This window comes from Gammaproteobacteria bacterium, from assembly GCA_040183005.1.
Taxonomy (GTDB): Bacteria; Pseudomonadota; Gammaproteobacteria.
On record JAMPIW010000004.1, the window covers coordinates 78,617 to 103,702 of the forward strand.

General features: G+C 57.3%; 21 protein-coding genes. 9 read left to right on the forward strand and 12 right to left on the reverse strand.

Going from position 1 to position 25,086, the window contains the following annotated elements:
* Nucleotides 1-5: 5 nt before the first annotated feature.
* The 4 genes from M3A44_04525 to pdhA all read right to left on the reverse strand — a co-directional run bounded on the left by M3A44_04525 (nucleotide 6) and on the right by pdhA (nucleotide 5,838).
* Nucleotides 6-398, reverse strand: coding sequence for a toll/interleukin-1 receptor domain-containing protein (locus M3A44_04525; GenBank protein ID MEQ6340921.1), 393 nt, complete (start codon nucleotides 396-398; stop codon nucleotides 6-8).
* 392 nt (nucleotides 399-790) lie between these two features.
* The gene (locus tag M3A44_04530; protein MEQ6340922.1) at nucleotides 791-3,862 is read right to left on the reverse strand and encodes an FAD-dependent oxidoreductase; all 3,072 of its coding nucleotides are present in this window, start codon (nucleotides 3,860-3,862) and stop codon (nucleotides 791-793) included.
* Between the two features lie 3 nt (nucleotides 3,863-3,865).
* Nucleotides 3,866-4,846: an alpha-ketoacid dehydrogenase subunit beta gene (locus M3A44_04535; protein ID MEQ6340923.1), complete on the reverse strand. Its 981-nt coding sequence runs from the start codon at nucleotides 4,844-4,846 to the stop codon at nucleotides 3,866-3,868.
* The gene (gene pdhA / locus M3A44_04540) at nucleotides 4,846-5,838 is read right to left on the reverse strand and encodes a pyruvate dehydrogenase (acetyl-transferring) E1 component subunit alpha (GenBank protein MEQ6340924.1); all 993 of its coding nucleotides are present in this window, start codon (nucleotides 5,836-5,838) and stop codon (nucleotides 4,846-4,848) included. Before pdhA ends, M3A44_04535 begins: the two co-directional genes overlap by 1 nt.
* Nucleotides 5,839-5,938: 100 nt before the next feature.
* Here pdhA and M3A44_04545 point away from each other — a divergent pair, with 100 nt between their 5' ends.
* The 4 genes from M3A44_04545 (at nucleotide 5,939) to rdgB (ending at nucleotide 9,622) form a co-directional block, all read left to right on the forward strand.
* A complete protein-coding gene (locus M3A44_04545) occupies nucleotides 5,939-7,453 on the forward strand; it encodes a leucyl aminopeptidase family protein (GenBank protein MEQ6340925.1) in 1,515 nt (504 codons plus the stop codon).
* Nucleotides 7,454-7,715: 262 nt separating this feature from the next.
* A complete protein-coding gene (locus M3A44_04550; GenBank protein ID MEQ6340926.1) occupies nucleotides 7,716-8,126 on the forward strand; it encodes a RidA family protein in 411 nt (136 codons plus the stop codon).
* Nucleotides 8,127-8,302: 176 nt separating this feature from the next.
* Complete coding sequence (gene rph, locus M3A44_04555; protein ID MEQ6340927.1) at nucleotides 8,303-9,019, forward strand: ribonuclease PH; 717 nt, start codon at nucleotides 8,303-8,305, stop codon at nucleotides 9,017-9,019.
* Between the two features lie 15 nt (nucleotides 9,020-9,034).
* Nucleotides 9,035-9,622 carry an RdgB/HAM1 family non-canonical purine NTP pyrophosphatase gene (rdgB, locus tag M3A44_04560; GenBank protein ID MEQ6340928.1) on the forward strand — a complete coding sequence of 196 codons (588 nt, stop codon included), beginning with the start codon at nucleotides 9,035-9,037 and terminating at the stop codon, nucleotides 9,620-9,622.
* Nucleotides 9,623-9,648: 26 nt separating this feature from the next.
* Here the strand turns inward: rdgB and pbpG are convergent, their stop codons facing one another.
* A complete protein-coding gene (gene pbpG, locus M3A44_04565) occupies nucleotides 9,649-10,695 on the reverse strand; it encodes a D-alanyl-D-alanine endopeptidase (protein ID MEQ6340929.1) in 1,047 nt (348 codons plus the stop codon).
* A gap of 246 nt (nucleotides 10,696-10,941) precedes the next feature.
* On the opposite strand from pbpG, the gene hemW reads away from it, so the two are divergent.
* The 4 genes from hemW to M3A44_04585 are packed head-to-tail and all read left to right on the forward strand — an operon-like array spanning nucleotide 10,942 to nucleotide 14,525.
* Complete coding sequence (gene hemW, locus M3A44_04570) at nucleotides 10,942-12,102, forward strand: radical SAM family heme chaperone HemW (GenBank protein MEQ6340930.1); 1,161 nt, start codon at nucleotides 10,942-10,944, stop codon at nucleotides 12,100-12,102.
* Nucleotides 12,103-12,152: 50 nt separating this feature from the next.
* Entirely contained in the window at nucleotides 12,153-12,998 is an 846-nt protein-coding gene (serB, locus tag M3A44_04575) for a phosphoserine phosphatase SerB (protein MEQ6340931.1), read from the forward strand.
* Nucleotides 12,999-13,025: 27 nt separating this feature from the next.
* Nucleotides 13,026-13,574: a GNAT family N-acetyltransferase gene (locus M3A44_04580; protein MEQ6340932.1), complete on the forward strand. Its 549-nt coding sequence runs from the start codon at nucleotides 13,026-13,028 to the stop codon at nucleotides 13,572-13,574.
* 51 nt (nucleotides 13,575-13,625) lie between these two features.
* Nucleotides 13,626-14,525, forward strand: coding sequence for an alpha/beta hydrolase (locus M3A44_04585; protein MEQ6340933.1), 900 nt, complete (start codon nucleotides 13,626-13,628; stop codon nucleotides 14,523-14,525).
* A gap of 453 nt (nucleotides 14,526-14,978) precedes the next feature.
* On the opposite strand, the gene M3A44_04590 is transcribed toward M3A44_04585, so the two are convergent.
* The 5 genes from M3A44_04590 to M3A44_04610 all read right to left on the reverse strand — a co-directional run bounded on the left by M3A44_04590 (nucleotide 14,979) and on the right by M3A44_04610 (nucleotide 19,436).
* Entirely contained in the window at nucleotides 14,979-15,269 is a 291-nt protein-coding gene (locus tag M3A44_04590) for a hypothetical protein (GenBank protein ID MEQ6340934.1), read from the reverse strand.
* 18 nt (nucleotides 15,270-15,287) lie between these two features.
* Complete coding sequence (gene spoT, locus M3A44_04595; GenBank protein ID MEQ6340935.1) at nucleotides 15,288-17,429, reverse strand: bifunctional GTP diphosphokinase/guanosine-3',5'-bis pyrophosphate 3'-pyrophosphohydrolase; 2,142 nt, start codon at nucleotides 17,427-17,429, stop codon at nucleotides 15,288-15,290.
* A gap of 133 nt (nucleotides 17,430-17,562) precedes the next feature.
* A complete protein-coding gene (gene rpoZ, locus M3A44_04600) occupies nucleotides 17,563-17,823 on the reverse strand; it encodes a DNA-directed RNA polymerase subunit omega (GenBank protein ID MEQ6340936.1) in 261 nt (86 codons plus the stop codon).
* 69 nt (nucleotides 17,824-17,892) lie between these two features.
* The gene (gene gmk, locus M3A44_04605; GenBank protein ID MEQ6340937.1) at nucleotides 17,893-18,537 is read right to left on the reverse strand and encodes a guanylate kinase; all 645 of its coding nucleotides are present in this window, start codon (nucleotides 18,535-18,537) and stop codon (nucleotides 17,893-17,895) included.
* Nucleotides 18,538-18,569: 32 nt separating this feature from the next.
* A complete protein-coding gene (locus M3A44_04610; GenBank protein ID MEQ6340938.1) occupies nucleotides 18,570-19,436 on the reverse strand; it encodes a YicC family protein in 867 nt (288 codons plus the stop codon).
* 348 nt (nucleotides 19,437-19,784) lie between these two features.
* Here M3A44_04610 and M3A44_04615 point away from each other — a divergent pair, with 348 nt between their 5' ends.
* Nucleotides 19,785-20,381 (forward strand): class I SAM-dependent methyltransferase, encoded by a 597-nt coding sequence (locus M3A44_04615; protein MEQ6340939.1) that lies wholly within the window; start codon nucleotides 19,785-19,787, stop codon nucleotides 20,379-20,381.
* Nucleotides 20,382-20,420: 39 nt separating this feature from the next.
* On the opposite strand, the gene M3A44_04620 is transcribed toward M3A44_04615, so the two are convergent.
* Both M3A44_04620 and M3A44_04625 read right to left on the reverse strand, forming a co-directional pair.
* Nucleotides 20,421-23,198 (reverse strand): DEAD/DEAH box helicase family protein, encoded by a 2,778-nt coding sequence (locus M3A44_04620; protein ID MEQ6340940.1) that lies wholly within the window; start codon nucleotides 23,196-23,198, stop codon nucleotides 20,421-20,423.
* A 150-nt stretch (nucleotides 23,199-23,348) separates the two neighbouring features.
* Nucleotides 23,349-25,007 (reverse strand): site-specific DNA-methyltransferase, encoded by a 1,659-nt coding sequence (locus M3A44_04625; protein MEQ6340941.1) that lies wholly within the window; start codon nucleotides 25,005-25,007, stop codon nucleotides 23,349-23,351.
* Nucleotides 25,008-25,086: the final 79 nt, after the last annotated feature.

Genomic DNA, 25,086 nt, shown 5'->3' on the forward strand with positions numbered 1-25,086 from the left:
AGTTCTCAGTTCATCGCTTCAAGCAGTTCGCCTACCACCTGCTCCAAGCCTTTGCTCGAAGACGTTGCTAGCCGGTCGGCGAGCAGGGGCGAATACCGGAGCAGAGTGGCAGCATCGATGTTGTGCCATACCGGGAGAATTACTTTCCGACCATCCATCTCGCGTGCCATCAGCCCATCGAGCTCCTTCTGCGGCCATTCTTTGTTCAGGAAGGCGGGACTGATAACCACCACTCCGTACCGAGAGCGTGCGAGGCCTCCATCGATGGAACGTCGCAAGCTATCGCCCACACAAAGCGTGGACTCGTCAAACCACACCCGAAGTTTCCGGTGTTTCAGCTCTTGAGCAAGAGGGCGAGCGAAATCTTCCTTATCCTCTGACGCATGGGAGACAAACACGTCCTATTCAGGATTGGCCGCGTGGAAAGTGGCCGGTTTGGCGTCACTCCTTCTAGGAGATGTCGTGACTCCAAAGCTAGCGCCAGTTGCACCTGAGATCGCGCCCTGGTCAATCAACCAGTTGTTCACGAATTCCACGTCTTCCGCTGCGGCGCACTGCTCACCGGATACGACTCAATGTTGATGTCGTACCGAGAAAAAAAGTCGAGCATCTGCGTTCCAGAGAAGCCAGCGCCCCCAGCAAACATCTGGTCCAACTGCTCCTGGATGCGAAGCGGGAGCAGGGTGTTCCGCACTGGCGAGCTAAGGCTCATATCGCTTCACCGGATTGGCCCAATTCTATTTCGGCATGATCCACTTTAGCCCTAAGTCAATTCAAAAAAAACAGGGGCCTACGCCCCCGCTTTCCCCGCCACCTTCTGACTCCGCCGCAGTCTCGACAACAACCGCCGCGCCATTTCGCCAAACATTTCAGTTTGGGTGGGGTGTGGGTGGATGGCGTGCGCGACTTGCTCCAGGGTCATGTTGCCGCTGACCATCATCACCGCTTCGCCGATCAGCGTGTCCGCGTGGTCGGCGAGGAAATGCACGCCGATGATGCGGTGGCTGGCCTTGTCGGCGACGATCTTGATCATGCCTTGAGTCTCGGCGGTGATCATGGCTTTGGCGTCGATGCTCATCGGCATCTTCACTTCGGCGGCGTCGATGCCCTTGGCCTTGGCTTGCTCCACCGACAGGCCGACGAAGGCGGCCTCGGGGCGGGTGAAGATCACGCCGCAGTCTTTGTCCTGATCGTATTTGGCGTCCTCGCCCAGGATGTTTGCCGCCGCAACGCGTCCCTGATGGCCGGCGGTGTGGGCGAGCATGTAGCCGCCGATCACATCGCCTACGGCGAAGATGTGTGGCACGGAGGTACGGCCACGCGCATCGGCCTTGATGACGCTGCCGTCCAGCGCCACGCCGGCGGCTTCCAGCTTGAGCGGGCCAACCACCGGGCGCTTGCCCGTGGCCATCAGGACGTATTCACAGCCGAGTGACTGGGCACCGCCCTGGTCGTCTTCATAGATGACAGTCATATCACCCGCCGCGCCCTTGATTTCCTTGATCTTGACCGAGGTGTGAACGGTCAGGCGCGGATCGTCATTGAGGATCGCTGTTAGGTTCTTGGCGATTTCCGGTTCGACTTCAAACAGGATACGGTCGCGGCCTTCCAGCAGCACCACTTCAGTGCCGAAATCCTGAAAGATTTGCGCCATTTCAAGGCCAATAGCGCCGCCGCCGATGATGCCGAGGCGTTTGGGCGCTTTGGTCAGGCCCCACACGGTATCGGATGTCAGTACACCGCCGCTCTTCAGGCCGCTATCGGCCCCCGGAATAGGTGGCACGAAGGGTGGCGCGCCGGTGGCTATGACTGCACAGCCAAAAGTGATGTGCTCACCCTTGGAGCCGTCACCCAATGGGGCACGGGCATGCGGATCTTTGTTGTTGCCGGAGGTATCAACAAACAGGCGATGATCGGACTCGAACCAGGCAAAACCCTGGATGACTTTGATCTTCACGCCAGTGTCGGTTTTGAGTGCCATTTCGCCACGAGTTTCCAACACGTAACGGCGGGTCTTCTCCAGGGCTTCCCAGTTGAGGGTGGCCTTGGTGGTGCCTTCCACGCCCAAGTGTGCGTCATGGGCGCGGTCGCGGATACGGTCCGCCGCCGCACGCCACGCCTTGGAGGGAATACAGCCGCGCCATAGGCATTCACCACCGGGGAACGGCGAATCGTTAATCATCGCCACCTTGATGCCATGTTCGGCCAGGTCACGGGCGCAGTCTTCGCCGCCCGGCCCACCGCCGATCACCACCACGTCGTAATCCCAGTTGCCTTCGGGAATAGCCGGGCCAACATAGCCGATCCACTCTTCCGGGTGTTCGATATGTTGCTTGAGGGTATTCAAGTACATGGCCGTTTCGGCACCATTGACCACGCGGTGGTCTGCGGTGATGGTGAGCGGCATACCCTGGTCACCCGCTGTGGCGATGGCCAGGATGGCCGCCGTGCCGGGGGTGGGGATGGCGTCGAAATAACTGACGCCCAGCATGCCCATATTGGACACCATGAAGGTGGGGTTGGCGTATTCTTCCGGTTTGAGACGGCGTACGCGGGCGCGCGCCACCAGATCCTTCCATGACGCATCCAGCTCTTCCAGGCTGCGCGATTCGCAATGGCGCAGCACCGGCACCACCAGGCCGCCGCCATCGGCGGAAACCGCCATGCCGATATCGACAACATCGCGTTCCACCAGCTTGTCTACCGGCTGGTAGGCCCAATTCATGGTGGGATGCTTCTTCATCGCCAGCGCGCAGGCCTTGGCAATCGCCACGGTGACGGAGACGCCCTTTTTCTTGGCGGCCTTGATCAGCGCATCGGGGCGGGCATTGATGGTGACATGGAAGGTCGGCATGGTCAGCGAGGCGGTCATCGACTGGCTTACTGCACGCTCCATGGAGGACATGGCCCGGCCATGTCCGGGCACCTGTACTTCTGGCAGAATATGCGCTGCGGGCTGCGCCGCAACTTCTGTGGGACGTTCGATGGGCTGGGCGCGCAGTACGTCATCAGCGACGATCACGCTGCCTGCGCCCGTGCCCCGGAGGGTGTTCAAATTCACGTGCAACGCCCCCGCCAGCTTACGGGCATAGGGGGTGGCATGCTTGTTGTCGGGTCGGGGTGCGGGCAGGGCGCCAGCCGCCATCTCTGGGGCGCTGACGGGGCGGGAGACCGCCGCCGCAGACACCGGAATGGCGGCAGATGCACTTGCAGCAGTAGTAGTTTGCGCAGCGACGCCTGTGACCACTTGTCCCGCCTGCTCCACCAGATAGGCTAACGCACCACCCACCGGCACCATGGCGTCCACCGCTGCGAGTGGGCCGGAGAGATAACCTTCACGGAACACCTCAACGTCCATGATCGCCTTGTCGGTCTCAACCTGCGCGACGATATCGCCGCGCTCGATCTTGTCGCCGGGCGCTTTGCTCCAGCTCACCACCATGCCTTCAGTCATGGTGTCGGAGAGCTGGGGCATTTTGATCACGTGCGTCACGCCCGCAGGCTCGTCTGACGCCGCAGGGGCGCTTGGCGTGGGGGTGGCAACGGCGGCTTGGGGGGCAGCAGTTGCAGGGACGTGTGCTTGCTCAGCAGGCGCCGCCGTGCTTGCGACTCCTTCAGCCGTTGCAACGATATAGGCAATCGCCCCACCTACCGCCACCACGGCGTCCACCGCGGCGAGCGGGCCGGAGAGATAGCCTTCGCGAAACACCTCGACATCCATGATCGCCTTGTCGGTCTCGACGGTGGCAACGATGTCGCCGCGCTCAATCTTGTCGCCAATCTGCTTCTCCCAGCTCACGATGACGCCTTCGGTCATGGTGTCGGAAAGCTGGGGCATTTTTACTGCATAGGGTTCTGCCATTGTTTATTTCCCGAACATCTTCAGCACGGCGTGGACGATATCCTTGGCGCTGGGGATGGCGGCTTTTTCCAGTTTGTGGTTGTAGGGGATGGGAACATTTTTGGCCGACACGCGCAACGGCGCGGCATCCAGCTCAAAGAAACATTCTTCGTTGATGATCGCAATCACCTCCGAACCCACGCCAACCGGCGCCTCCGCCTCTTCGGCGATCACAGCGCGGTGGGTCTTGCTCACCGAAGCCTTGATCCCGGCGCGGTCGAGCGGGCTGAGGGTGAAGAGATCCACCACCTCGCAGTCGATGCCATGATGGGTGGCAAGGAACTCCGCCGCCTCCAGGCACCAGTGAACCGAGATATTGTAGCCAAACAGCGTTACGTCGCGGCCTGGGCGGGCGACTTCGGAGCCTTCCAGCGGATGGAAGTAATCGCCGTCCGGCACCTCGCCCTTCATGTTATACATCAACTCGTGTTCGTTGATGAACACCGGGTCGTTGCAGCGTATCGCGGCCTTGAGCATGCCGTAGGCCTGCTTCGGGGTGGAGGGCGTCACCACGCGCAGACCGGCGATGCCCATGAAGACCTTCTCCATGCGCGCCGAATGCTGCGCACCCAGCTGGTGGGCCGTGCCGCCCGGCGAACGGATTACCACTGGCGCGGTGAGCTGACCGCCCGACATGTAACGCACTTTGGCGGCGGAATTGAAGATCTGATCCATCGCCAGCCAGGCGAAGTTGACCGACATGATCTCGATAACGGGCCGCACGCCAATGAACGAAGCGCCGATGGCAAGGCCGGTGAAGCCGTTTTCCGAGATCGGAGTGTCGATCACCCGTTCCGCGCCGTATTTGTCATACAGGCCTTTGGTGGCCTTGTAGGTGCCGCCCGCCACACCAACATCCTCACCCATCACGATCACCAGCGGATCGCGCGTCATCTCTTCATCCTGGGCGCGCTGCAGCGCTTCCCAATACATCATAACGGCCATTAGCGTACCCCCCCGCGGACATAAGGATCGTTGTCCGCCAGCACATATTTTTCTAGTTCATTCACCGAAGGTTCCGGTGATTCTTCTGCAAACTTGATGATCTCGCTTTCGATTTGGTGAAGGATTTCGGTATCCATCGTCTTGTAATCATCGAGACTGATCTCACCTGCATCGACCAGCCGATCGCGCAGCATGATGATGGGATCGCGCTTGCCCCACATGCGCTCCTCGTCCTTGGCACGGTAGGCGTTGGAGTCGGACATCGAGTGACCACGGTAGCGGTAGGTCATTAACTCCAGGAAATACGGCCCTTTGCCGGAACGCACGTGTTCGACAGCGGTCTTGGCGGCCTGATACACCACCTCCACATCCTGCCCGTCCACCTGTACGGCGGGAATGTCATAACCGCACACCCGCTTGTACTGATCGACCACCGCCGTAGAACGGTCGATGCGCGTGCCGATACCGTAAAGGTTGTTTTCGCACACGTACAGCACCGGCAGATTCCACACCTTGGCCATGTTCAGCGACTCGTGGAAGGTGCCCTGATTGTTCGCGGCATCCCCCAGGAAGCAGATGGAAATCGCGTCCGAACCCTTCATCTTGAGGCCCTTGGCGATGCCTGCCGCAAGCGGGAAAGGCCCGCCCACCAGCGCGTAGCCGCCCATGAAATGGTGCTCCACGTCGAAGATGTGCATGGAGCCGCCGCGCCCCTTGCTGGAGCCGGTCTCCTTGCCATAAAGCTCAGCCATCACGGCCTTGGGATCGGCGCCGCACTTGATGGCATGGATGTGGTCGCGATAGCCGGTGATCACGTAATCATGACCGGGCCGCGCGGCTTCCATCACACCCTGGGCGCACGCCTCCTGTCCGGGATAAAGGTGGAGAAAACCACCGATCTTACGTTCCACATAGGCTTCATAGCAGCGCTCCTCGAAGCGGCGCGCGAAAAGCATCTCGCGCAGCACCCGTTTTTTGTCAGCGGGGGTCATGGGACTCCTTTTACAGTACCTGAAAATGAATAAGCACGATATGATCAGTGTTTTGGCGCATCAGGTCAAGGAAAGCCATGACTTTTTAAAGGGGTTATCAGTGACAAAAATCAACATAAAACAACATAAAGGCCTGCCGGATGAGGTTCGCCTCGACAATTCAGGCAATCTGATAATTGTATTGCCCGACATAAAAGGTGCGTGGCCGCTGTTTCCCCATGCCGACGTGCTTGAGCAGCGCTGGACGCGCGGCAAGGAGAAAGATGACACCTCGCCGCTGACCACGGACCTGCCCAACGCGGCAGGCACGCGCGTGACACTGGCGCGCATCAAGCCGGAAATCTCCCCTTTCGATCTGTTGACGTTGGCGCGCAAGCTATGCGGCACTCATTTTGAGCAAAACCCGGCGGAAATATCCTTGCTTATGCCGGGATTGGAGGACGCGCTGGCCGCGCGCGTCGCCGAGGCGATGGTTGCAGCACTGCTTGCGGGCAACCACGCCATGCCCTCGCTAAAAAGCAAACCCGCCCCGGACAAGCGGCTCACTGCCTTCCATATCCACGGCATCAGCGGCAAACTCGATTTCTCGCGTACCCTGGCCACCGCCGAGGGCAACAACCTGGCACGCTACCTCACCGCACTGCCGCCCAACCAACTAACCCCGGCACATTACCTTGAACGCGTCACCGCGCTGGCGGAGGAGAATGGTTGGAACATCCACCTCTTCGACACCAAGACCCTGCGCCGCCAAGGCGCCGGGGCGTTTCTCGCCGTTGCTCAGGGTAGCGCCGATGACGATGCCTGCATCGTGCAGTTGTGCTACTCGCCCAAAAACCGTGGCGTCAACACAAAGCGGGGGTCTGAAAAAGCCACCAAAAAAAGACTCGCCCTGATCGGCAAAGGCATCTGCTACGACACCGGCGGCAACAACCTCAAGCCCGCCAAGAGCATGTTCGGCATGCACGAAGACATGGAAGGCAGCGCCGTGGCGCTCGGCACCCTGCTGGCGCTGACACGGCTCAAGGCGGATTTTTCCGTGCATTGCTGGTTGGCGCTGGCGCAAAACCACATCGGCCCCAAGGCCTACAAACAGAATGACGTGGTCAGCGCCAGCAACGGCACCACCATCGAAGTGGTACACACCGACGCCGAAGGCCGCATGATACTCGCCGACACCCTGGCGATGGCTAGCGCCGAACACCCCAACCTTATCATCGACTACGCCACCCTCACCGGCGCCTGCGTCTACGCCCTGGGCACACGCTACAGCGGCGCATTCACCAACCGTCCCGCACTGATCCCGGACATCATCGAAGCCGGACGCCAAAGCGGCGAGCGCGTCTGGCCCTTTCCCACCGATGCCGATTATGACAAAGAGCTGGAGAGCGATATCGCCGACATCAAGCAATGCACCCTCACCGGCGAAGCCGACCACATCCTCGCCGCACGCTTCCTGAGCCGTTTCGTCAGGGACGACACCCCCTGGCTGCACATCGACCTCGCGGCGGGGAATAGCAAAGGCGGCCTGGCGCATATCCCTACCGATATCACCGGGTTTGGGGTGAGGTTTACGCTGGATTTGTTGCTGGATAAGGGAGTGATGGGGAAGGGGTGAGGCTAGCAGCTAACTTGTCGGCATGATTGACCTGAAAAGCAGGCCAGGGATTTTCAGGCGACTCATGTTCGTTTTCAGGTTGAATATGGTCGCTACACCGCGCGTATACGTATAATACACGTCTCAAAAATGTACCAACAACCAGTAAACAACATTGCCCCACCCGTAAAGGGCGCAATGCTTCATTGTCACCCATTGTCCCCTTCACGGGGATTCACGGTGATCACGGGGAAACAGGCCTGATTTTTCAAGGAACTCGCAAATGAATTCACCACCCACAGACCCGCACGCAAAACAAATCATCCAGACCAGTAAAGCGCCCCTGGCCATCGGCACCTATTCCCAGGCCGTCAAAGTGGGGGGCACAGTCTACCTCTCCGGGCAGATCCCGCTGGTGCCGGAAACCATGGAGATGGTGCAGGGCGACATCGAAGCACAGATCCGCCGCGTGTTCGACAACCTCCAGGCCGTTGCCGAGGCCGCCGATGGCAGCCTGGCGGATGTGGTTAAATTGAACGTATTCCTTACCGATCTTGCCCACTTCCCGGTGGTCAATCAGGTGATGGCGAGCTATTTCCAGGAACCGTACCCCGCCCGTGCCGCTATCGGCGTGGCGGCTTTGCCCAGGGGCGCTGCGGTGGAGATGGATGGGGTAATGGTGCTTGGCGCCTGACGGCTGACGTATCCCGTAAAATAAGGACGCAGAGCAAAAACAATGTCCCCGTGATGGGGTAATGGGGGACACAGCAGAACTAGCAACTACCGCCGCACAACAATCTTAAAAACGGCGATTGGAATTCAGGGTATAATCCGCCGTTATTTTTCCATTCCATTAAGAAGGTTGAACACATGCGCCCCAGCGGTCGAGCTCAAGACGAATTACGTCCTATTACACTGACCCGCCGCTATACCAAGCACGCCGAAGGCTCGGTACTGGTGGAGTTCGGCGACACGAAGGTCATATGCAACGCCACTGTGGAAGAGAAGACCCCGCGCTTCCTGAAAGGTACCGGCAAGGGCTGGGTAACGGCGGAATACGGCATGTTGCCGCGCTCCACCGGTCAGCGCATGGGCCGCGAGGCGGCGCAGGGCAAGCAGGGCGGCCGTACTATGGAAATTCAGCGCCTTATCGGGCGCTCGTTGCGCGCCGTGGTGAACATGGAGGCGCTGGGCGAGCGCACCATTACCGTAGATTGCGATGTTATCCAGGCGGATGGTGGTACACGTACCGCCTCGATCACCGGCGGCTACGTCGCCCTGGTTGACGCCATTACTCATTTGCGCAAACGTAACCTCATCAAAGGCAACCCTATCCACGGCTTTATCGCCTCCGTGTCGGTGGGCATTTACCAGGGACTCCCGGTGCTGGATCTCGATTACAAAGAGGATTCCGAAGCCGAGACCGACATGAATGTCATCATGAACGAAGCGGGCGCTTTTGTTGAAATCCAGGGCACTGCCGAAGGCCATGCCTTCCGCATGGACGAGCTGCTTGCCATGATCGAACTGGCCAAAACCGGCATCAGCGATCTGATCAAAAAACAACAGGCCGTCTTGCAGGCCTAACCACGGAGCGTACACATGAAGCGCATTGTGCTGGCCAGCAACAACGCAGGCAAGGCCCGTGAAATCAGTGAAATGCTGGAGGGGCTGCACATCGAAGTGTTGCCCCAGTCGGCGTTCGGTGTGCCGGAAATAGAAGAGACGGGTCTGACCTTCGTGGAGAACGCCATCCTCAAAGCGCGCAACGCGGCACAGTACACCGGCCTACCTGCGATCGCCGATGATTCGGGGCTGGAGGTGGACGCTCTCGATGGCGCGCCCGGCATCTACTCGGCGCGATATGCAGGGCCGGGCGCCGATGACCGCGCCAATCTGGAAAAGCTGCTGGCCGACCTTGCCGATGTCCCGGAGCCGCAGCGGTCAGCGCGTTTCCAATGCTTCATGGTTTACATGCGGCACGCCCTCGACCCCACTCCGATCATCTGCCAGGGCACTTGGGAAGGAAGCATTCTGTTCGCACCGCGCGGCACCCATGGTTTTGGTTACGATCCGGTGTTCCTCGTGCCACGGCGGAATTGCTCCGGTGCGGAGCTTGCGCCAGAGGTGAAAAACCGCTTAAGCCACCGCGGTCAAGCCCTGCGTCAACTGCTCAGCGCACTAACCTGAAAACAGTGTAAAGATCCAGCAGGCTGTCAGCCAAGCTTCGCTGTCCTGCTTGATGCGCGCAGCGCCTTGGTTTCTATCCATTTCTTCAGGCGATTGGCATCGCCAATACGTGCATAGGTACCCTGTGAATCGAGCAGCACGATAATCACCGGTTGCTGCGCTATCCGTGCCTGCATCACCAGGCAGCGCCCCGCTTCGTTTATATACCCCGTTTTGCTCAGGCCAATATCCCAGTTGTCGTTCTTTATCAGGGCATTGGTGTTTCTGAAATGCACGGGCAGAGAGTGTTCGTTGAGCGCTACGTCGTAGGATTCGGAGGTGCTGAAGCGGCGGATCAGCGGATACTGGTAAGAGGCCTTGACCATTTTGACCAGATCCTGAGCGGTGGCGCTGTTCTCGGCATGTAACCCGGTGGGGTCGATAAAGTGGCCTTGTGTCATCCCGATCTCACGCGCCTTGCGGTTCATGGCCTCGACAAATGCACGGCGACCGCCAGGATAGGCACGTGAAAGCGCGGAAGCGGCGCGGTTTTCCGAGGACATCAGCGCCAGATGCAACATGTCTTCACGGCTGAGTATGGAGCCAACGGGCAATCTGGAGCTCGATCCCCGCAGCATATCGACATCATCCTGGGTGATCATAAGCGGTTCACTCAAAGGCAGATTCGCGTCAAGAACAACCATCGCCGTCATTAGCTTGGTCAGCGAGGCAATTGGGCTTCTTATATCAGAGTGCTTTGCGTAAATTGTTTGCTCGTTGTCCTGACTGACCACCAATACCATGGACGACATTACCACCAGCCTCCCGTCATCACTGCGCGCTACCGCATATCTGCGCGGTGTTACTTTCCGCGCATGCGTGGTGCGCGTGACATGTCTGACGCTAGACTTGGCGTGACGGACACGCTGACGTTTTACGGCTTTAACTGCCGCTTTTTTGACGACGGATTTATGCACCGTTGCAACAACGGCAGCCTTTTTTCCATGGGCATGTTTGTTTGCGGCGGCCTCACCCGCCACAGAGAACGCGGATGCGCAGATCAACGCGACGGCAACCAACCATTTAGTAAACATAACCTGATACCCCTTGAATCCGCTGGCGCGTCAGTGCCGGAACCTGCGAAAATACCTCGCAAGTCGCGCCTAAACACATCAAAAATCGAATATTAAACTAATCTTAGTCCTACCTGGCAAGTCGCGCAATATACGCGCCTAACGAAATCAAAACAACATTCCCGTCCATTTACCTGGCTTGCTACAATCCCTTGAATTCAGACCTTGAATTCAGCCGCTCCATTCCTCATTCATACTTGGATTGCCATGTTCAACTTCACCGCCCTGCCACCGCTCTCCCTGTACGTACACATGCCCTGGTGCGTCCGCAAATGCCCGTATTGCGATTTCAATTCGCACGAGACAAAGGACGCCCTGCCTGAGGCCGAATACATTGCGGCATTGATCGCCGACCTCGAACAGGAGCTGCCATCAGTGTGGGGACGCTCTATTGAAAGCATCTTCATTGGCGGAGGAACACCCAGCCTGTTTTCGCCCGCCGCCTTCGACCGCCTGTTTTCTGAAATTCGCGCGCGACTGCCCTGCAAGCCTGGAATCGAGATCACCATGGAGGCCAATCCCGGCACTTGGGAATACGGTAAATTCCGCGAGTTCCGCGCCGTTGGCGTCAATCGTTTGTCACTCGGTATACAAAGTTTCGACACCGAAATGTTGCAAAAGTTAGGGCGCATCCATGGCGCGCGCGAGGCGTTTACTGCCGCGGAAACCGCACACGCCGTCGGCTTTGATAACTTCAATCTTGATCTGATGTTTGGCCTGCCTGGCCAGTCCATTGCCCAGGCGCTGGCCGACATCAGGAACGCCATCGCCCTGCAACCCGCGCATATTTCCCTGTACCAGCTCACCCTTGAGCCGAACACTGCCTTTTACGTCAACCCTCCCGCATTGCCGGAGGATGACGCACTGTGGGAGATGCAGGAACAGTGCCAAAGCCGACTCGCAACCCACGGTTACCGGCAATATGAGGTATCCGCCTACGCCCAGCCCGGCCATGAGTGCCGCCACAACCTGAATTACTGGCGTTTCGGCGACTACTTGGGCATCGGCGCCGGGGCGCACGGCAAGATCAGCGATGCGCAGCACCAACGCATCACCCGTAGCTGGAAAGTCAAAAACCCGCGCGATTACCTGGCCAAGGCGGCTACCCCGGCGCGCATCGGCGGAACGCAAGCATTGAAGCGCAACGATGTCGGCCTGGAATTCATGATGAACGCCCTGCGCCTCACCGATGGCTTTCCGGTGGCTTTATTCGCCGAACATACCGGCCAACCGATCTCCATCGTGAAACAAGGCTTGCAGCAGGCGGAAGAAAAAGGACTGATCGAATGGGATATCCACACCATTCGCCCCACTGAACTGGGCAGGCGCTTTCTGAATGATTTACTGGGCCTGTTTTTGGGGGAGTAACAGCCTGTTGTACAATGACACCCCTACCAACCTCCAAAATTAAACAAACCATGCCTACCGTTATACTTCAAGGTTCCAATCTCACCAAAGACACGGCCCGTGCCATTGCCGCTCAGCTACATTGCGACATTGAGCAGGGCAGCGGCTATTACAGGCTGCGTTCGGAAGCGCCCATTGCCGCCGAAGCTGTGGCGGCGCTGCGCGCCACTGCCAACTTCGACATCAATCTGCTGCCACAGGACTTCCATCCCGATCAGGTGCGCCTGCTGGTCACTGATATGGACTCCACGCTGATCAACATCGAGTGCATCGACGAAATCGCCGACTTCATCGGCGTCAAACCCCAGGTCTCCGCCATAACGTCTGCGGCGATGCGTGGCGAGATCAATTTCGAGACCTCGCTCACACAGCGTGTCGCTCTGCTCGCAGGCCTGCACGCGGATGCGCTGGAGCACGTCTACAACGAGCGCCTGAGAGCCAATCCCGGCGCCGAACAGATGATCGTCGGCCTGCGCGCCCAGGGCATCAAGATTGGCCTGGTGTCCGGCGGCTTCACCTTCTTCACCGAACGCCTCAAGGAACGCTTCAATCTCGACTATGCCCGCGCCAATGTGCTGGAGATTATTGACGGCCGCCTCACCGGCCGCATCCTTGGCGACATCACCGGCGCGGCAGGCAAGGCCGAATTTCTGCTGGATTTGTGCAAGCAACTCGGCATCTCGCCCGCCCAGGCTGTTGCGATGGGCGACGGCGCCAACGATCTGGAGATGATGAAAATCGCCGGATTCAGCATCGCCTACCACGCCAAGCCCGCCGTGCAGGCACAGGCCGGGGCGGTGCTTAATCATTGCGGGTTGGAGGGGGTGTTGGGGTTGCTGGATATTGCGGATAGTTAGGCGCCAGAGAAATGAGCATGTCGACACATGGCTGAGCTAATCGAGTTCGAGACCGAGCGTCTTCATATGCGTCAGTGGAAACCCTCCGACCGCGAACCATTTGCCGCGCTCAACTCAGACCCAAGGGTCATGGCATTCTTTCCGTCGCTACTCACGCGTATCGACAGCGACACGATGGCTGACCGTTGCCAATCACTCATTGAAGAACGTGGCTGGGGTTTCTGGGCAGCCGAATCCAAGGCCACTCAAGATATCATCGGATTTGTTGGGCTACACATCCCGATTCCCGAACTTCCGTTCTCCCCTTGTGTAGAAGTGGGTTGGCGACTCGCCTTTCAACACTGGGGAAAAGGCTTTGCTACAGAGGCTGCAGGGGGCGCTCTTCGTGTTGGCTTCGATCTTCTCGGCTTGCCGGAAATCGTATCCTTCTGCGCAGTTCACCACCTCAAGTCGCGCGCGGTTATGGAGCGTCTCGGTATGCGAGAGTCTGGCACCTTCGAGCATCCTAGTGTGCCCGTGGGCAGCATGCTTCGGCAGCACTGCTTGTACCGGTTGTCGCGTGAGGGTCCAGCATAAAGTAAATGGCCATGCCCCTGGGTCTGCTTAAAGAAGGTATGCGGAAATCGTATGAGATCAACTCGTGTTACATCTAGGCAGTCGCGTCAAAACGAGGCGGGGTTTTCAGCTAAGCCTGCAATGGGCGTCATTCGATTCATATTTCCGATTATTTCGCCTGCTTTTCCTCGCTTCGCTGCAAGATGTTGTCTGCATATTTTCCTCACCCCACAGCGATATCGCATTCCCGCAAGGGAGGAAGAGTATGTGAGTACTTCTGAGCAAAGCAGGGTGCAAGTGGCCGGAAAATCTGTTGTGGTCTACGCATGGGGCAATGGGAATAAAAAAGTATTGCTCTGCCACTCATGGGGTGGGCGTGGGACCCAATTGGCGGCATTTATCAAGCCTTTTCTGGCAAAGGGATATGCGGTGATGGCTTTTGATGCCCCGGGACATGGCCGTTCTACTGGCCGCCAAACCGACATGATGGAGTATTCAGCCACCATTAATACATTAATAAAAATTCACGGCCCATTTCACGCAATTATTGGACATTCATTTGGCGCGGGCAACATTCTTTTCTCCAAGAAGCAGTATGCTTTTCAAGTAAAAAAGATTGCGCTCATTGGCTGCTTTTCACGTGGATCATGGGTTACCGACCGTTTTGGAGAGTTACTAAACATCCCACCCAATATTATCGGTAGAATGATGCGTATTTTGGAAGAAAAATACAATGGTCGCCTGCGATGGGATCAATTGGACATGGCCGAAATGGCAAGAGCCGAGACGGCATCCATCCTGGTTGTGCATGATAGGGATGACATGGAAATTCCCTATTCACATGCCCTGGAATTTGAGGGCAAGTGTGGCAAAAAGATCGAGCTGTTCAGCACAGACGGCCTGGGGCATCGCCGCATTCTGCGCAATTCGGAGGTTATTTCCCGAGTATGTGAGTTCGTGGGTGAAGAGTAGGCGGGGTGCTTTTCCTCTCACGGCAAAGTTTTCCCCGGAACGAGCGCAAAAAAATGCTATCAAAGTTTCTCAGTAACGAGTTCGAGCAGAAACAGGTGGTTATGCGCAATGATGCGCTTGGCCGGGAGAGTTCAGGGTTATATTTTTACATCGTCCATACATTGTTTGGACGAATGATGTTCGGATTGAAGCAGACTGCGCCACTCCTGTTGATCAGCATGATCTTGATGTTGATTCAGGGAGAAAATATTTTTTATGCATTTTTTCTTATGCTGTTCGTCCCCTATCAAATATTTTCTTTATTGCGCCTGCGGTTCGTGAGCGTATCGGTCTGTGGACAGTGCCCGGCTTGTCGCAGTGACATTACCTTGGCGCTAGAGCCCGCTGAACGGTTAGTGCTATGGAAATACTGCCCCACTTGCAGTGCGCCACTTAAAATAACGGGGCCGTCGGCTACGGTAATTGGCTAGAAACGAGATCGCACAGTCTATAAAGCTTCCCAAAGTATACTTGGGAGTCCCCAACGCACTTTGGGTTTACGATTTGCATGTCTGACATGCACTTTCTCAACATTCCGGCATGCTCGGCATCAAGTGCGCCATTGGCGTCCAGATAAACACTAATACAACAGGAGGCGGTAGCCGAAATTTCTTCCGGAGCACGGCCTTCTATCATTTTTCCGGCAACTGCGGCGGGAAAAGGGAGCTGCTTCCATTCATGCCAAAGCTGTTTTATGTCATTCATTTCCTGCCCCGCCGCTGTTCATCCCTTGGTCCTCAGAATCCGCGCAACCATTTCTATTGAGCGCACCCGCCGCATGATTTTGGCCAGATGTATACGGTCGCGCACTTCGATGATCAGGGTGAGTGTGCTGTATTTGCCGTCACGTTCTTCGATGCTGACATTGTCGATGTTGGCGCCCATTTCCGCAATGGCGGCGGCTACGGTGGCCAATGCACCACGCTGGTTGAGTGCGTCGACGCGGATTTCAACGGGGAATTCGCTGGTGATGCCAGTCGCCCACTGCACGTCGATCCACTTTTCCGGGCGGTTGCGGAATTCCGCAACGTTTTTGCAGGACTCGGTGTGAATCACAATGCCCCTTCCCGCCGTGACGAATCCCAGGATCTGGTCACCCGGGAGGGGATGGCAGCATTTGGCGAAGGTCACCACCATACCCTCCGTGCCCTTGATCACCAGTGGTCGGTGCGTGGCGCGCTCGCCTCCTTTGAGCCATCCCGGCACGTAGCGCGTCAGGACATCCTTGATCCCCCGGCTGCGTTCGCTTGCTTCTTTTTCCAATGGCGCCAAGCGGCGCGCCACCAAGGCCGCCATACGGTTGCCCAGGCCGATATCCTCGTACAGGCTTTCGATCGACTTGAGTTTGAATTCTTCCAGCACCAGGTTGAAGCGTTCGCGCGGCAACTTGGCGAGTGCAGTGTTGAACTCGGCCAACGACTTGTCCAGCAAACGTCTGCCCAGACTGATTGCCTCTTCGCTTTTGAGGTTCTTCAGATAATTGCGGATGTTGGCGCGTGCCTTGCCTGTCACCACGAAGTTGAGCCAGGCCGGGTTCGGTTGCGCGCCAGGGGCGGCAACGATCTCGACGGTCTGGCCGTTGTTCAACGGGGTGCTGAGCGGCGCCAGATGCCGATCAATCTTCGCCGCAACGCAGCTATTGCCGACATCGGTATGCACTGCGTAGGCGAAATCCACGGCGGTGGCGCCGCGCATCAGGCGCATGATCCTGCCCTTGGGGGTGAATACGTAGACCTGATCCGGGAACAGGTCGATCTTGACGTTTTCAATGAATTCCAGCGAATTGCCGGCGCTCTTCTGAATTTCCAACAGTTCACGCAGCCACTCGCGGGCGCGCGCCTGTGCGCCACCGGCCTTGTCGCCCACCTTGTATGACCAGTGCGCGGCGATGCCCGATTCGGCCACCTTGTCCATGTCTTCGGTACGTATTTGAATTTCAATGGGCACGCCATAAGGTCCAAACAGAACGGTATGGACGCCCTGATAGCCATTCGATTTGGGGATGGCGATGTAATCCTTGAACTTGCCAGGTACAGGCTTGTAAAGGTTGTGGGCAATACCCAGCGCACGGTAACAGGCGTCCACCCTGTCGACGATGATGCGGAAGGCATAGACATCAAACACCTCGGAGAAGGAAAGGTGCTTGTTGCGCATCTTTTGGTAAATGCTGTAGAGGTGTTTCTCGCGCCCCTGGACGCGCCCCGCCAGGCCTTCCTGGTTGAGCCGCTCTTCAATGGCGGTTGCGATTTTTTGCAAGATTTCCTTGCGATTGCCGCGCGCCTTGCGCACTGCCTCGGCAAGGATACGGTAACGCAGGGGGTAGAGGGAGGCAAACCCAAGCTCTTCCAATTCCTGGCGCATCGTGTTGAGTCCCAGGCGATTGGCGATGGGAACGTAAATCTCCAGGGTCTCATTTGCAATGCGGCGGCGTTTATCGGGTGCCATAGCCCCCAGCGTGCGCATGTTGTGCAGCCGGTCGGCGAGCTTGACCAGGATGACGCGGATATCGCGCACCATGGCCAGTACCATCTTGCGAAAATTTTCGGCCTGGGCTTCGGCCTTGGAGCGGAATTTGATCTGAGTGAGCTTGCTGACGCCGTCTACCAGGTCGGCAACTTCCTCGCCAAACTGATTGGTCAGATACTCCTTGGCTGTGCCGGTGTCCTCAATGACATCGTGCAGGATGGCGGCCATGATGCTCTGGTGGTCCAGACGCATCTCGGCCAAGATGCGCGCCACGGCCAGTGGGTGGGAGATATAGGGTTCACCGGAGAGGCGCTGCTGCCCCTCATGCGCCGCTTCGCCAAATTGATAGGCGCGGCGGATCTGGGCTATTTGGTCATGCTCGAGATAGGTGCCGAGCATGACGCACAAGTCATCTATTGAAAACGCCGGGGCGGTCTGCACGCCATCGGTAGCAACGCCAGCGTTGGTCTCGGCGTTGGCGGTAAGTGGAAAATCGTACGTTGATCTGGGCGTGTTTATTGACACACTGAACCTATACTTCTCCCTGCAGCTCCTCTTCCTGGACCTGGGATACACCAGCGTGCTCTGCGGCGACAACCTCATCCAGAATAGAGCGGTCTACCCGGCCTGCGGCGATTTCGCGCAGCGCCACCACTGTCGCCTTGTCGTTTTCCCAGGCGACCATCGACTGCGCGCCCGAGGCGAGCTGTCGTGCGCGTCTGGCTGCCACCAGCACAAGCTGAAAACGGTTATCGACGTTGGCAAGGCAGTCTTCTATCGTTACACGTGCCATAAGCAGGACTCCTAAAGGGTTGTGGGTCTAAAATTATACTATGTTGCGGTGTGTGGCGCGCATGTATTTTCAGGTGGCCGTCAGTAGGTCCGCCAAAAGCTTTTCCTGGCGCGCGGTCTGCGCTGCCATTCTGAGCCGCCGCGCCCGGACGATGGACTGCAAATCCGCCAGGGCGGTGTCGAAGTCGTCGTTCACCACCAGATAATCAAATTCGGCGTGATGTGACATTTCAGCGACCGCTTCGCGTGTGCGCCGCGCAATGACCTCATCACTATCCTGGCCCCGCGCGCGCAGGCGCTGTTCCAGGATGGCACGCGACGGCGGCAGGATAAAGATGCCGACACTCTCCGGAATTTTCCGCCGCACCTGCTGCGCGCCTTGCCAGTCGATCTCCAGGATTACGTCGACGCCTTCGCGCACTTTATCCAGCGCGCCGGTCAGCGAGGTGCCATAAAAATTGTCGAATACACGGGCATATTCGACGAAGGCTCCAGCCTCGATCATGGCGCCAAACGTGGCCTGATCAACGAAATGATAATGTGCGCCATCCTGTTCGCCTGGGCGCATCGGGCGGGTGGTGTGTGATATGGATACGCTGATCCCCGCAGTCTTCTCAACTAAAGACTTAACAAGGCTGGTTTTTCCCGCGCCGGAGGGTGCGGATATGATGTATAAAGTTCCCTGGGGTACAGGGACGTTGTTGGTGTTTGACATAAATCCCGGCTTAATAGGCTCAATAAAAATTGCTACTCAATATTCTGTATCTGTTCGCGCATCTGCTCAATAAGCACTTTCATCTCCACCGAGGCGCGGGTGGTTTCGATATCCGCCGATTTTGAACCCAAGGTGTTGGCTTCGCGGTTTAGCTCCTGCATGAGGAAATCCAGGCGCCGCCCGACGGGCTCGTTCTGACTCAGTGTTCGGCGCATTTCTTCGACGTGGCTGCCCAGCCGTTCCATTTCTTCGTCTACATCTATTTTTTGGGCCAGCAGTGCCATCTCCTGTTCCAGACGCGCTGGGTCCAGCTCGGCCTTGATTTCGGCCAGGCGGCCGGCTAGCCGCTCACGAAACCGCGCCCTGATCTCCGGCAGGCGCGCCCGCACTTGCGTCACCAGCGCCGATAGGGCATCGCAACGCTGCTCAAGCATCACCTTAAGCCTGGTTCCTTCCCGGGCACGGGCTTCCGTCAGGCTTGCTAGCGTCTCATCCAGTAATAACAGGGCGGCCTCGCATACTGGCTCTAGATTGATCTCGACCGCTTGCAGCGCGCCGGGCCAGCGCAGGATATCCAGGGAGTTGACAGGGGCCGAGCTGTATAGCAGGCGATCCACCTCGCGGCTGGTTTGCACCAGGCGACTGACAAATTCCTTGTTGAGCACAAGCTCAGTGGGCGCCTGAGACGCTGACTGAAACCGCAGATGGCACTCTACCTTGCCGCGGTTGAGCCGGAGCGCAACGTGTTCCCTGGCCTGCGGCTCCAGCCCGCGCAGCTCCTCGGGCAGGCGGATGGATGCCTCAAGAAAACGGTGATTGACCGAGCGCAGCTCCCACGCGAGGGTGCCCCATTCGGTATTCCGTTCCTGGCGCGCGAAGGCGGTCATGCTGCGTATCATTTGATGGTTTCCTTTGGCTATGGTAATGCCCGGCTTTGCGCTGCAGCTACGATGTTTATTCAAATTCGATACATGTTTGCCGAATGTAACGGCAGGCGTCAAGCCTATTTCTCTGTGGCGTAACAAATGAATCAGCGCTTAGTGCGCGGTTTCTGGATGCTGGCACGGCCACTCGTGGCGTGCCCGTCTATCCGTACATGCGCAGAACCCCAGCATCGCCCTTTTTACGGATAGCCCGCGCCGCTGGATTTGCCGGGATTATGCTACGCTCCTCGCTGATGGACTTCATCTGAAAATTCGATGGTAGACTCTTTATTTATACTCGTGAAACCTTTCCCGGTTGAAAATATGAGCCTAAGCCACAGCTATACCCTATTCGCTCCCCTTTACGATCTTATGATCAGCGCCGCAACGCGTACGGCGCGTGCTGCCAGTTTACGCACTCTGGGCGATGTTACCGGGCAGAGCATCCTCATCGACGGCATCGGTACCGGCCTGGATATTCCTTTGCTGCCATCGGGCGCCAAATATATCGGGGTGGACTACACACTTGCCATGCTGCGCCGCGCTCGTGAGAAGTGTATTGGCAAAAGCGTCGCACTACATGCGGGTGATGCTATGGCGTTGCCTTATGCCGATGGCACCTTCGATGCCGTTATCATGCATCTCATCCTGGCCGTAGTGCCAAAACCGCAACAGGCATTGGCGGAGGCGGCGCGTGTGCTCAAGCCGGGCGGCAGAATATTCATACTCGACAAGTTCCTGCGCCCCGGACAGGCCGCGCCGCTGCGGCGGTTGATCAGCCCCCTGCTGGGCCAGCTTGCCACGCGCACCGATGTGGTATTTGAAGACCTGCTGGCGGGGTGCCCTCAATTGGCGGTAGTCAGTGACACACCGGCGATGGCACAGGGCTGGTTCAGGTGCATTCTTTTGCAAAAAATCTAATGAAGCCCAATTAATCGAGTTCTCACGCCCATGGCGCCACTACATGTGAACAAACTCAGACTGCAACGCCGCAATACTCCGCCCCAGCTCAATCGCATTATCGGGTACCAGCAGGTAGTGCCATTTTTTAGTGCCGGTTTTTTCTGCGCTCTCATTGGCAAAACGACACCAGCGCACCGCCGCTTTGGCTTTCTGTTGAACCTCTTCCAGCGGAATCTGATCAGCGCGCTTTGGCTCGATCAGGAGGCAACAGCTTTTGGTTTCCACCACAAAGTCGGGTTCATAATTTTTACCATTGATGTATTCGATGCGAAACTGTCCTGGTGCGGGTTTCATCCAGCGCAGCACGTCGTCATCGCTTTCCAACAACTGCGCCAAGCGCCACTCACCGTCAACGGAATCAAACTTTTGGTAGGGATAACAGCAACGCTTAAAGCCCTTGAACACCATCTGCTTGATCTGTGATTTATTAGTAATGGGGGCGCGGAAATCCCGTGGCTGTTCCCCGGCGGCCAGCATGTAGGTGGTGGGGCGGAGGATATCAAAGCCCTGAGTCACCCGGCCGATGTAGTCCGTGGGGGTAGACCAGCTGTTGGCCTTCATCTGCGCCCAGACAAAGTCGCTGATCTGCTTCTGCCAATAGATCAGCACGTTTTCGATCTTGGCGCGCTCACCGCCCAGATAACTGCCAAGCCGCGCAATCACCTGACCGGCCAGTTTGTAGAGCAGTCCCGCATGTTCATCGTAGTCGATGGCATCTATCGCCATTAGATTACGCACGATGTAGTTCTCCAGAATCTCCTCTCTGGCTTCGTCCGCACCCCACTTGATGCGGGTGATGCGATTGTCCTCCAGGTGTTGCAACAAAATCTCCTGAGTGACCGGTTGGAAGTTGATCTTCTCAAGGCCACCCAGATTAAAATCCTTAAAGCCATAATTGACCTCACGGGTAGGCAGCACCGTGATCTGCGGGATATCGATAGTCAGCTCCGCCAGCCGCTCGGTGACGTTGTGAACAATCTCTGCCACTTTCTCATCGGTGAGAGCGTCTTCCAGTTCCATGCCGGGCAAAGCATTCTGAGTGGGGATGTTCTCACGGACCACCCGCTGCACCCGTTCGACCACCTTCTGGCGCACCCCTTCATCTTGTAGTTGTCTGGATGAGGTGAGGCGGGCCGCCTCCTCCTGCACCACTTTTAGCGTGATCTCGGCGACCTTGGTCTGTTCGGCAGTGAATGGTTTGCGGTATTGGCCATGCTCTTCCGCAATCGCAACATCATTGTTGGTGGCGGATTGGCCGGTGGCCGCCATCACCGCATAAGAGGGCGTAGTAATGATCTGCGGCCGGGTGTCGGGAATGCCGGAATCATCCTCATCACTACCGATATAAACCGTCTTGCGGATGATCGACCCCTCATCATTGGCGCGGTCGATGATCTCCTGGTAACGGTCATGGGCGATGATGGAGAGACGGTCCACCGCCTCTACGCCAGTACGCTTGCCATAAGGCAGGCGCAGGCCACGACCGATGGTCTGTTCGGTCAGAATCTCCGAGGCGGAGGCGCGTAGCGGCACGATGGTATAGAGGTTGGTCACGTCCCACCCCTCCTTGAGTTTATTCACATGGATGACGATCTCGGTGTTGTTATCGTGCTCTACCGCCAGTAGCCGCTGCATCGCCTCGTCCGACTCCTCGCCGCTCTGATTGGAGTGCACCTCGATCACCTTGCCCTTGTAGCGCCCCTCGAACAGCGTCTCCACCCGCTGTTTCAACTCGCTGGCGTGCTGGGTATCCTGCGCCACCACCAGCATAAATGGTTTCACCGGCTTGGCTCCGCTGTTGCGGGCGTAGGTCTCCAGCTCCACCTTCACATATTCGTGATGGTGAATGCCGTCCTCCAGTTTGATCTTCTCCAGCTGCTCCTGGCTGTAATCACTGGCGCGAAAATCGCGACGTGTCGCCACGGCGGGGATCTTCACATAACCATCTTCCAGCGCCTTGGCCAGCGGGTAGTGAAAAATAATGTTGCTGAATTCACGTGGCTTGGCGCCCACCGTTTTGGGTGTAGCGGTCAGCTCGATGCCAAGCACCGGGTTCAGATCGTTAATCGCCTGCGCCCCGGCACTGGCGTAGTAGCGGTGCGCCTCATCCATCAGCACCACCAGATCAGGCAGCTCCGCCAGATAGTTGAAGTAAGAGTCGCCGATACACTCCTGCAAACGCCGCACCTTGGCCACCTTGGATTTGGCGGCCCCCTGTTTGTTGTCGGTAGCGTTGATCTTGGAGACGTTGAAGATGTTGATATGGGGCGCAGTCTCATAGGCAAAGATATCGGCGGTGAGGGTTTGCGGCACCGCATAGTCGAGCCGCACGCCACGGCCATCGCCATAGTCCTCGCCGGTAATAATCACCGGCGGCGTCTGCGCCAACTCCGGGATACCGGCAAACACATACTTGGCATTGCCCAGGGTAAAGTCCTGCTTCAGCTTTTCGTAGATGGTGAGGTTGGGGGCCAATACAAAAAAGTGGCTGCTGCGGCCAGTGAGGTAGAGCCAGGCGATCATCGCCCCCATCAGCCGTGTCTTGCCCACGCCGGTCGCCAGCGCAAAACAGAGCGAGGGGAAGCTGCGTTCAAACGCCTTCACCGTCGGGTATTGCGGCTGGATAACAGATAACCAGCGCGCCAGGTCCGGGGCTTTGCTCAGATTCAGCTGCTCAAGAATATCCACCAGAATGTCCAGCGAATCCCGCTGCGGGTCGCGCAACGAAAGACGGGCAGTAAGCTGGTTGGCGATCTTCTGTCCACTATCAATCATGACTCTTAAATCCTCGTTCCCATGCTCTGCGTGGGAATGCCCACGTGATTATTTTTATTCGTAGCCTGGATGAAGCCAGAGGCGTAATCCGGGGGTTGGCGCCAGCGGCCTCCCGGATTCCACTTCGTTCCATCCAGGCTACGGTTGTGTTTACTCTTCGTTGTCATCATCCAGCGACTCATGCTCCCAGCCCTCTTCCTCATCATCGCCCAGCACGTTGAGGGTAAAGCTGTAGTCGTCGTGGTCCCACTGGCACTTCTTCAGCACCGCCTGGGGGATCTTTTTCAGCGTCAGGTTGGGGAAGTCGCCTTCGGCCATAAAGGCCTTGCAGCAGATCATCAGGGTGCGCTCGGGGCCGACTTCATCACTGAGTTTACGCAGCTGGTCGTGGCTGAGGCTGCCGGTGGTCACATAGATAAAATCGCTCTCGGTGCTGTGGCCGTGCATCCAGAAGTGCTGGCGGCTGGGGGCGTAGCTGAAGCCCATGTGTTTGCACATCGCCTCCGCCAGCATCTCCGGGTTGTACTCCTTGTTGATGATCCAGTTGCCCCAGCTGTCGCGCTTGAGCAGCGACGGCGCCAGGCGCAGATAGCGGAAACCGCCGCCGCCCTGCCAATTGACCGCCTTGCTGATACCGCCCTGATCCTCGCCGTCGATTACCTTTTTCAGACGCGGCACGATGTGGGTTTTACAGTGCTCGCCCAGCTCCACCATGATCCAGCGGCGGCCCATCTTGTGGGCGACCGCGCCAGTGGTGCCGGAACCGGCGAAGGAGTCGAGGACGAGGTCGTTGGGGTTGGTGGCAATGTGGAGTATTCGCTCGATTAAGCGCTCAGGTTTGGGGGTGCTAAAAACATCTCTTCCAAATAGTGCAACGATTTCTTTTTTTGATTCTTGATTGTGGCCCACCTCATTGTGAAGCCAGACGGACATTGGTGTAACCCCATCTTTAACTTCGTTAATAAACTTCTTTAATCGTGGCATCCTGTCCCCTTTTGGGCCAAACCAAAGGCGGTTATCTGCTGCCAGTTTTTCGATGTTCTCTTTGGGTCTACTCCAGCTTCTGCCCATTGCGGGAAAAATGACTTTTCCTGAAGGAGTTTCCATTCCCCAATAGTCACGGTCGCGGTGCTCTGCCCGTGTTATGTCAGTTGATGCCCATGGTCCTCTTGGATCGTTATCCGGATTTTTGTATCTTTGATCCATTTGCTCAGTTCTAGGAAGCTGGATAGGAGCCCAACGATCTTTTTGTTTCGCATAAACAAGAATGTGATCGTGGTTATCACTTAACCATCTTGCGTCATTTTGAGGAGAAAATTTCTTCTGCCAAATTACGTTTGAAATAAAATTCTGCCGCCCAAACACCTCATCACAAAGCACCTTCAAATAGTGCGCTTCATTGTCATCAATCGTAATCCACAACGAACCATCATCACTCATCAGCCGACGAATCACCTCCAGCCGGTCCCGCATCAGCGATAGCCACATGGAGTGCTCCACGCCGTCGTCGTAGTGGGTAAAGGCGCTGCCGGTGTTGTAGGGCGGGTCGATGAAGACACACTTCACCTTGCCCGCATACTGCTGCTCCAGCGCCTTGAGCGCCAGCAGGTTGTCGCCGTGGATCAGCAGGTTGTCGTCATGAGGCTGGGGCAGGTCGCCGGGTTCGGCGAATAGGTCATCCACCATCGCCCTGGGCGCTTCGGCATGGTAGGAGAGGCTTTTATCCTCCAGCAGGATGCGCGGCTCCAGGCGTGGGCGTTTGTGTTTGCCGATCCAGGTGAGTTCGAGTTTCTGTTTATTGGTGCTCATGCTTTTAGTCGTTCTCTTGGCCACTGGCTATAGCCGTGGCGTAATAGGCGTTCTATCAAATAACCATCAACCAAAATAA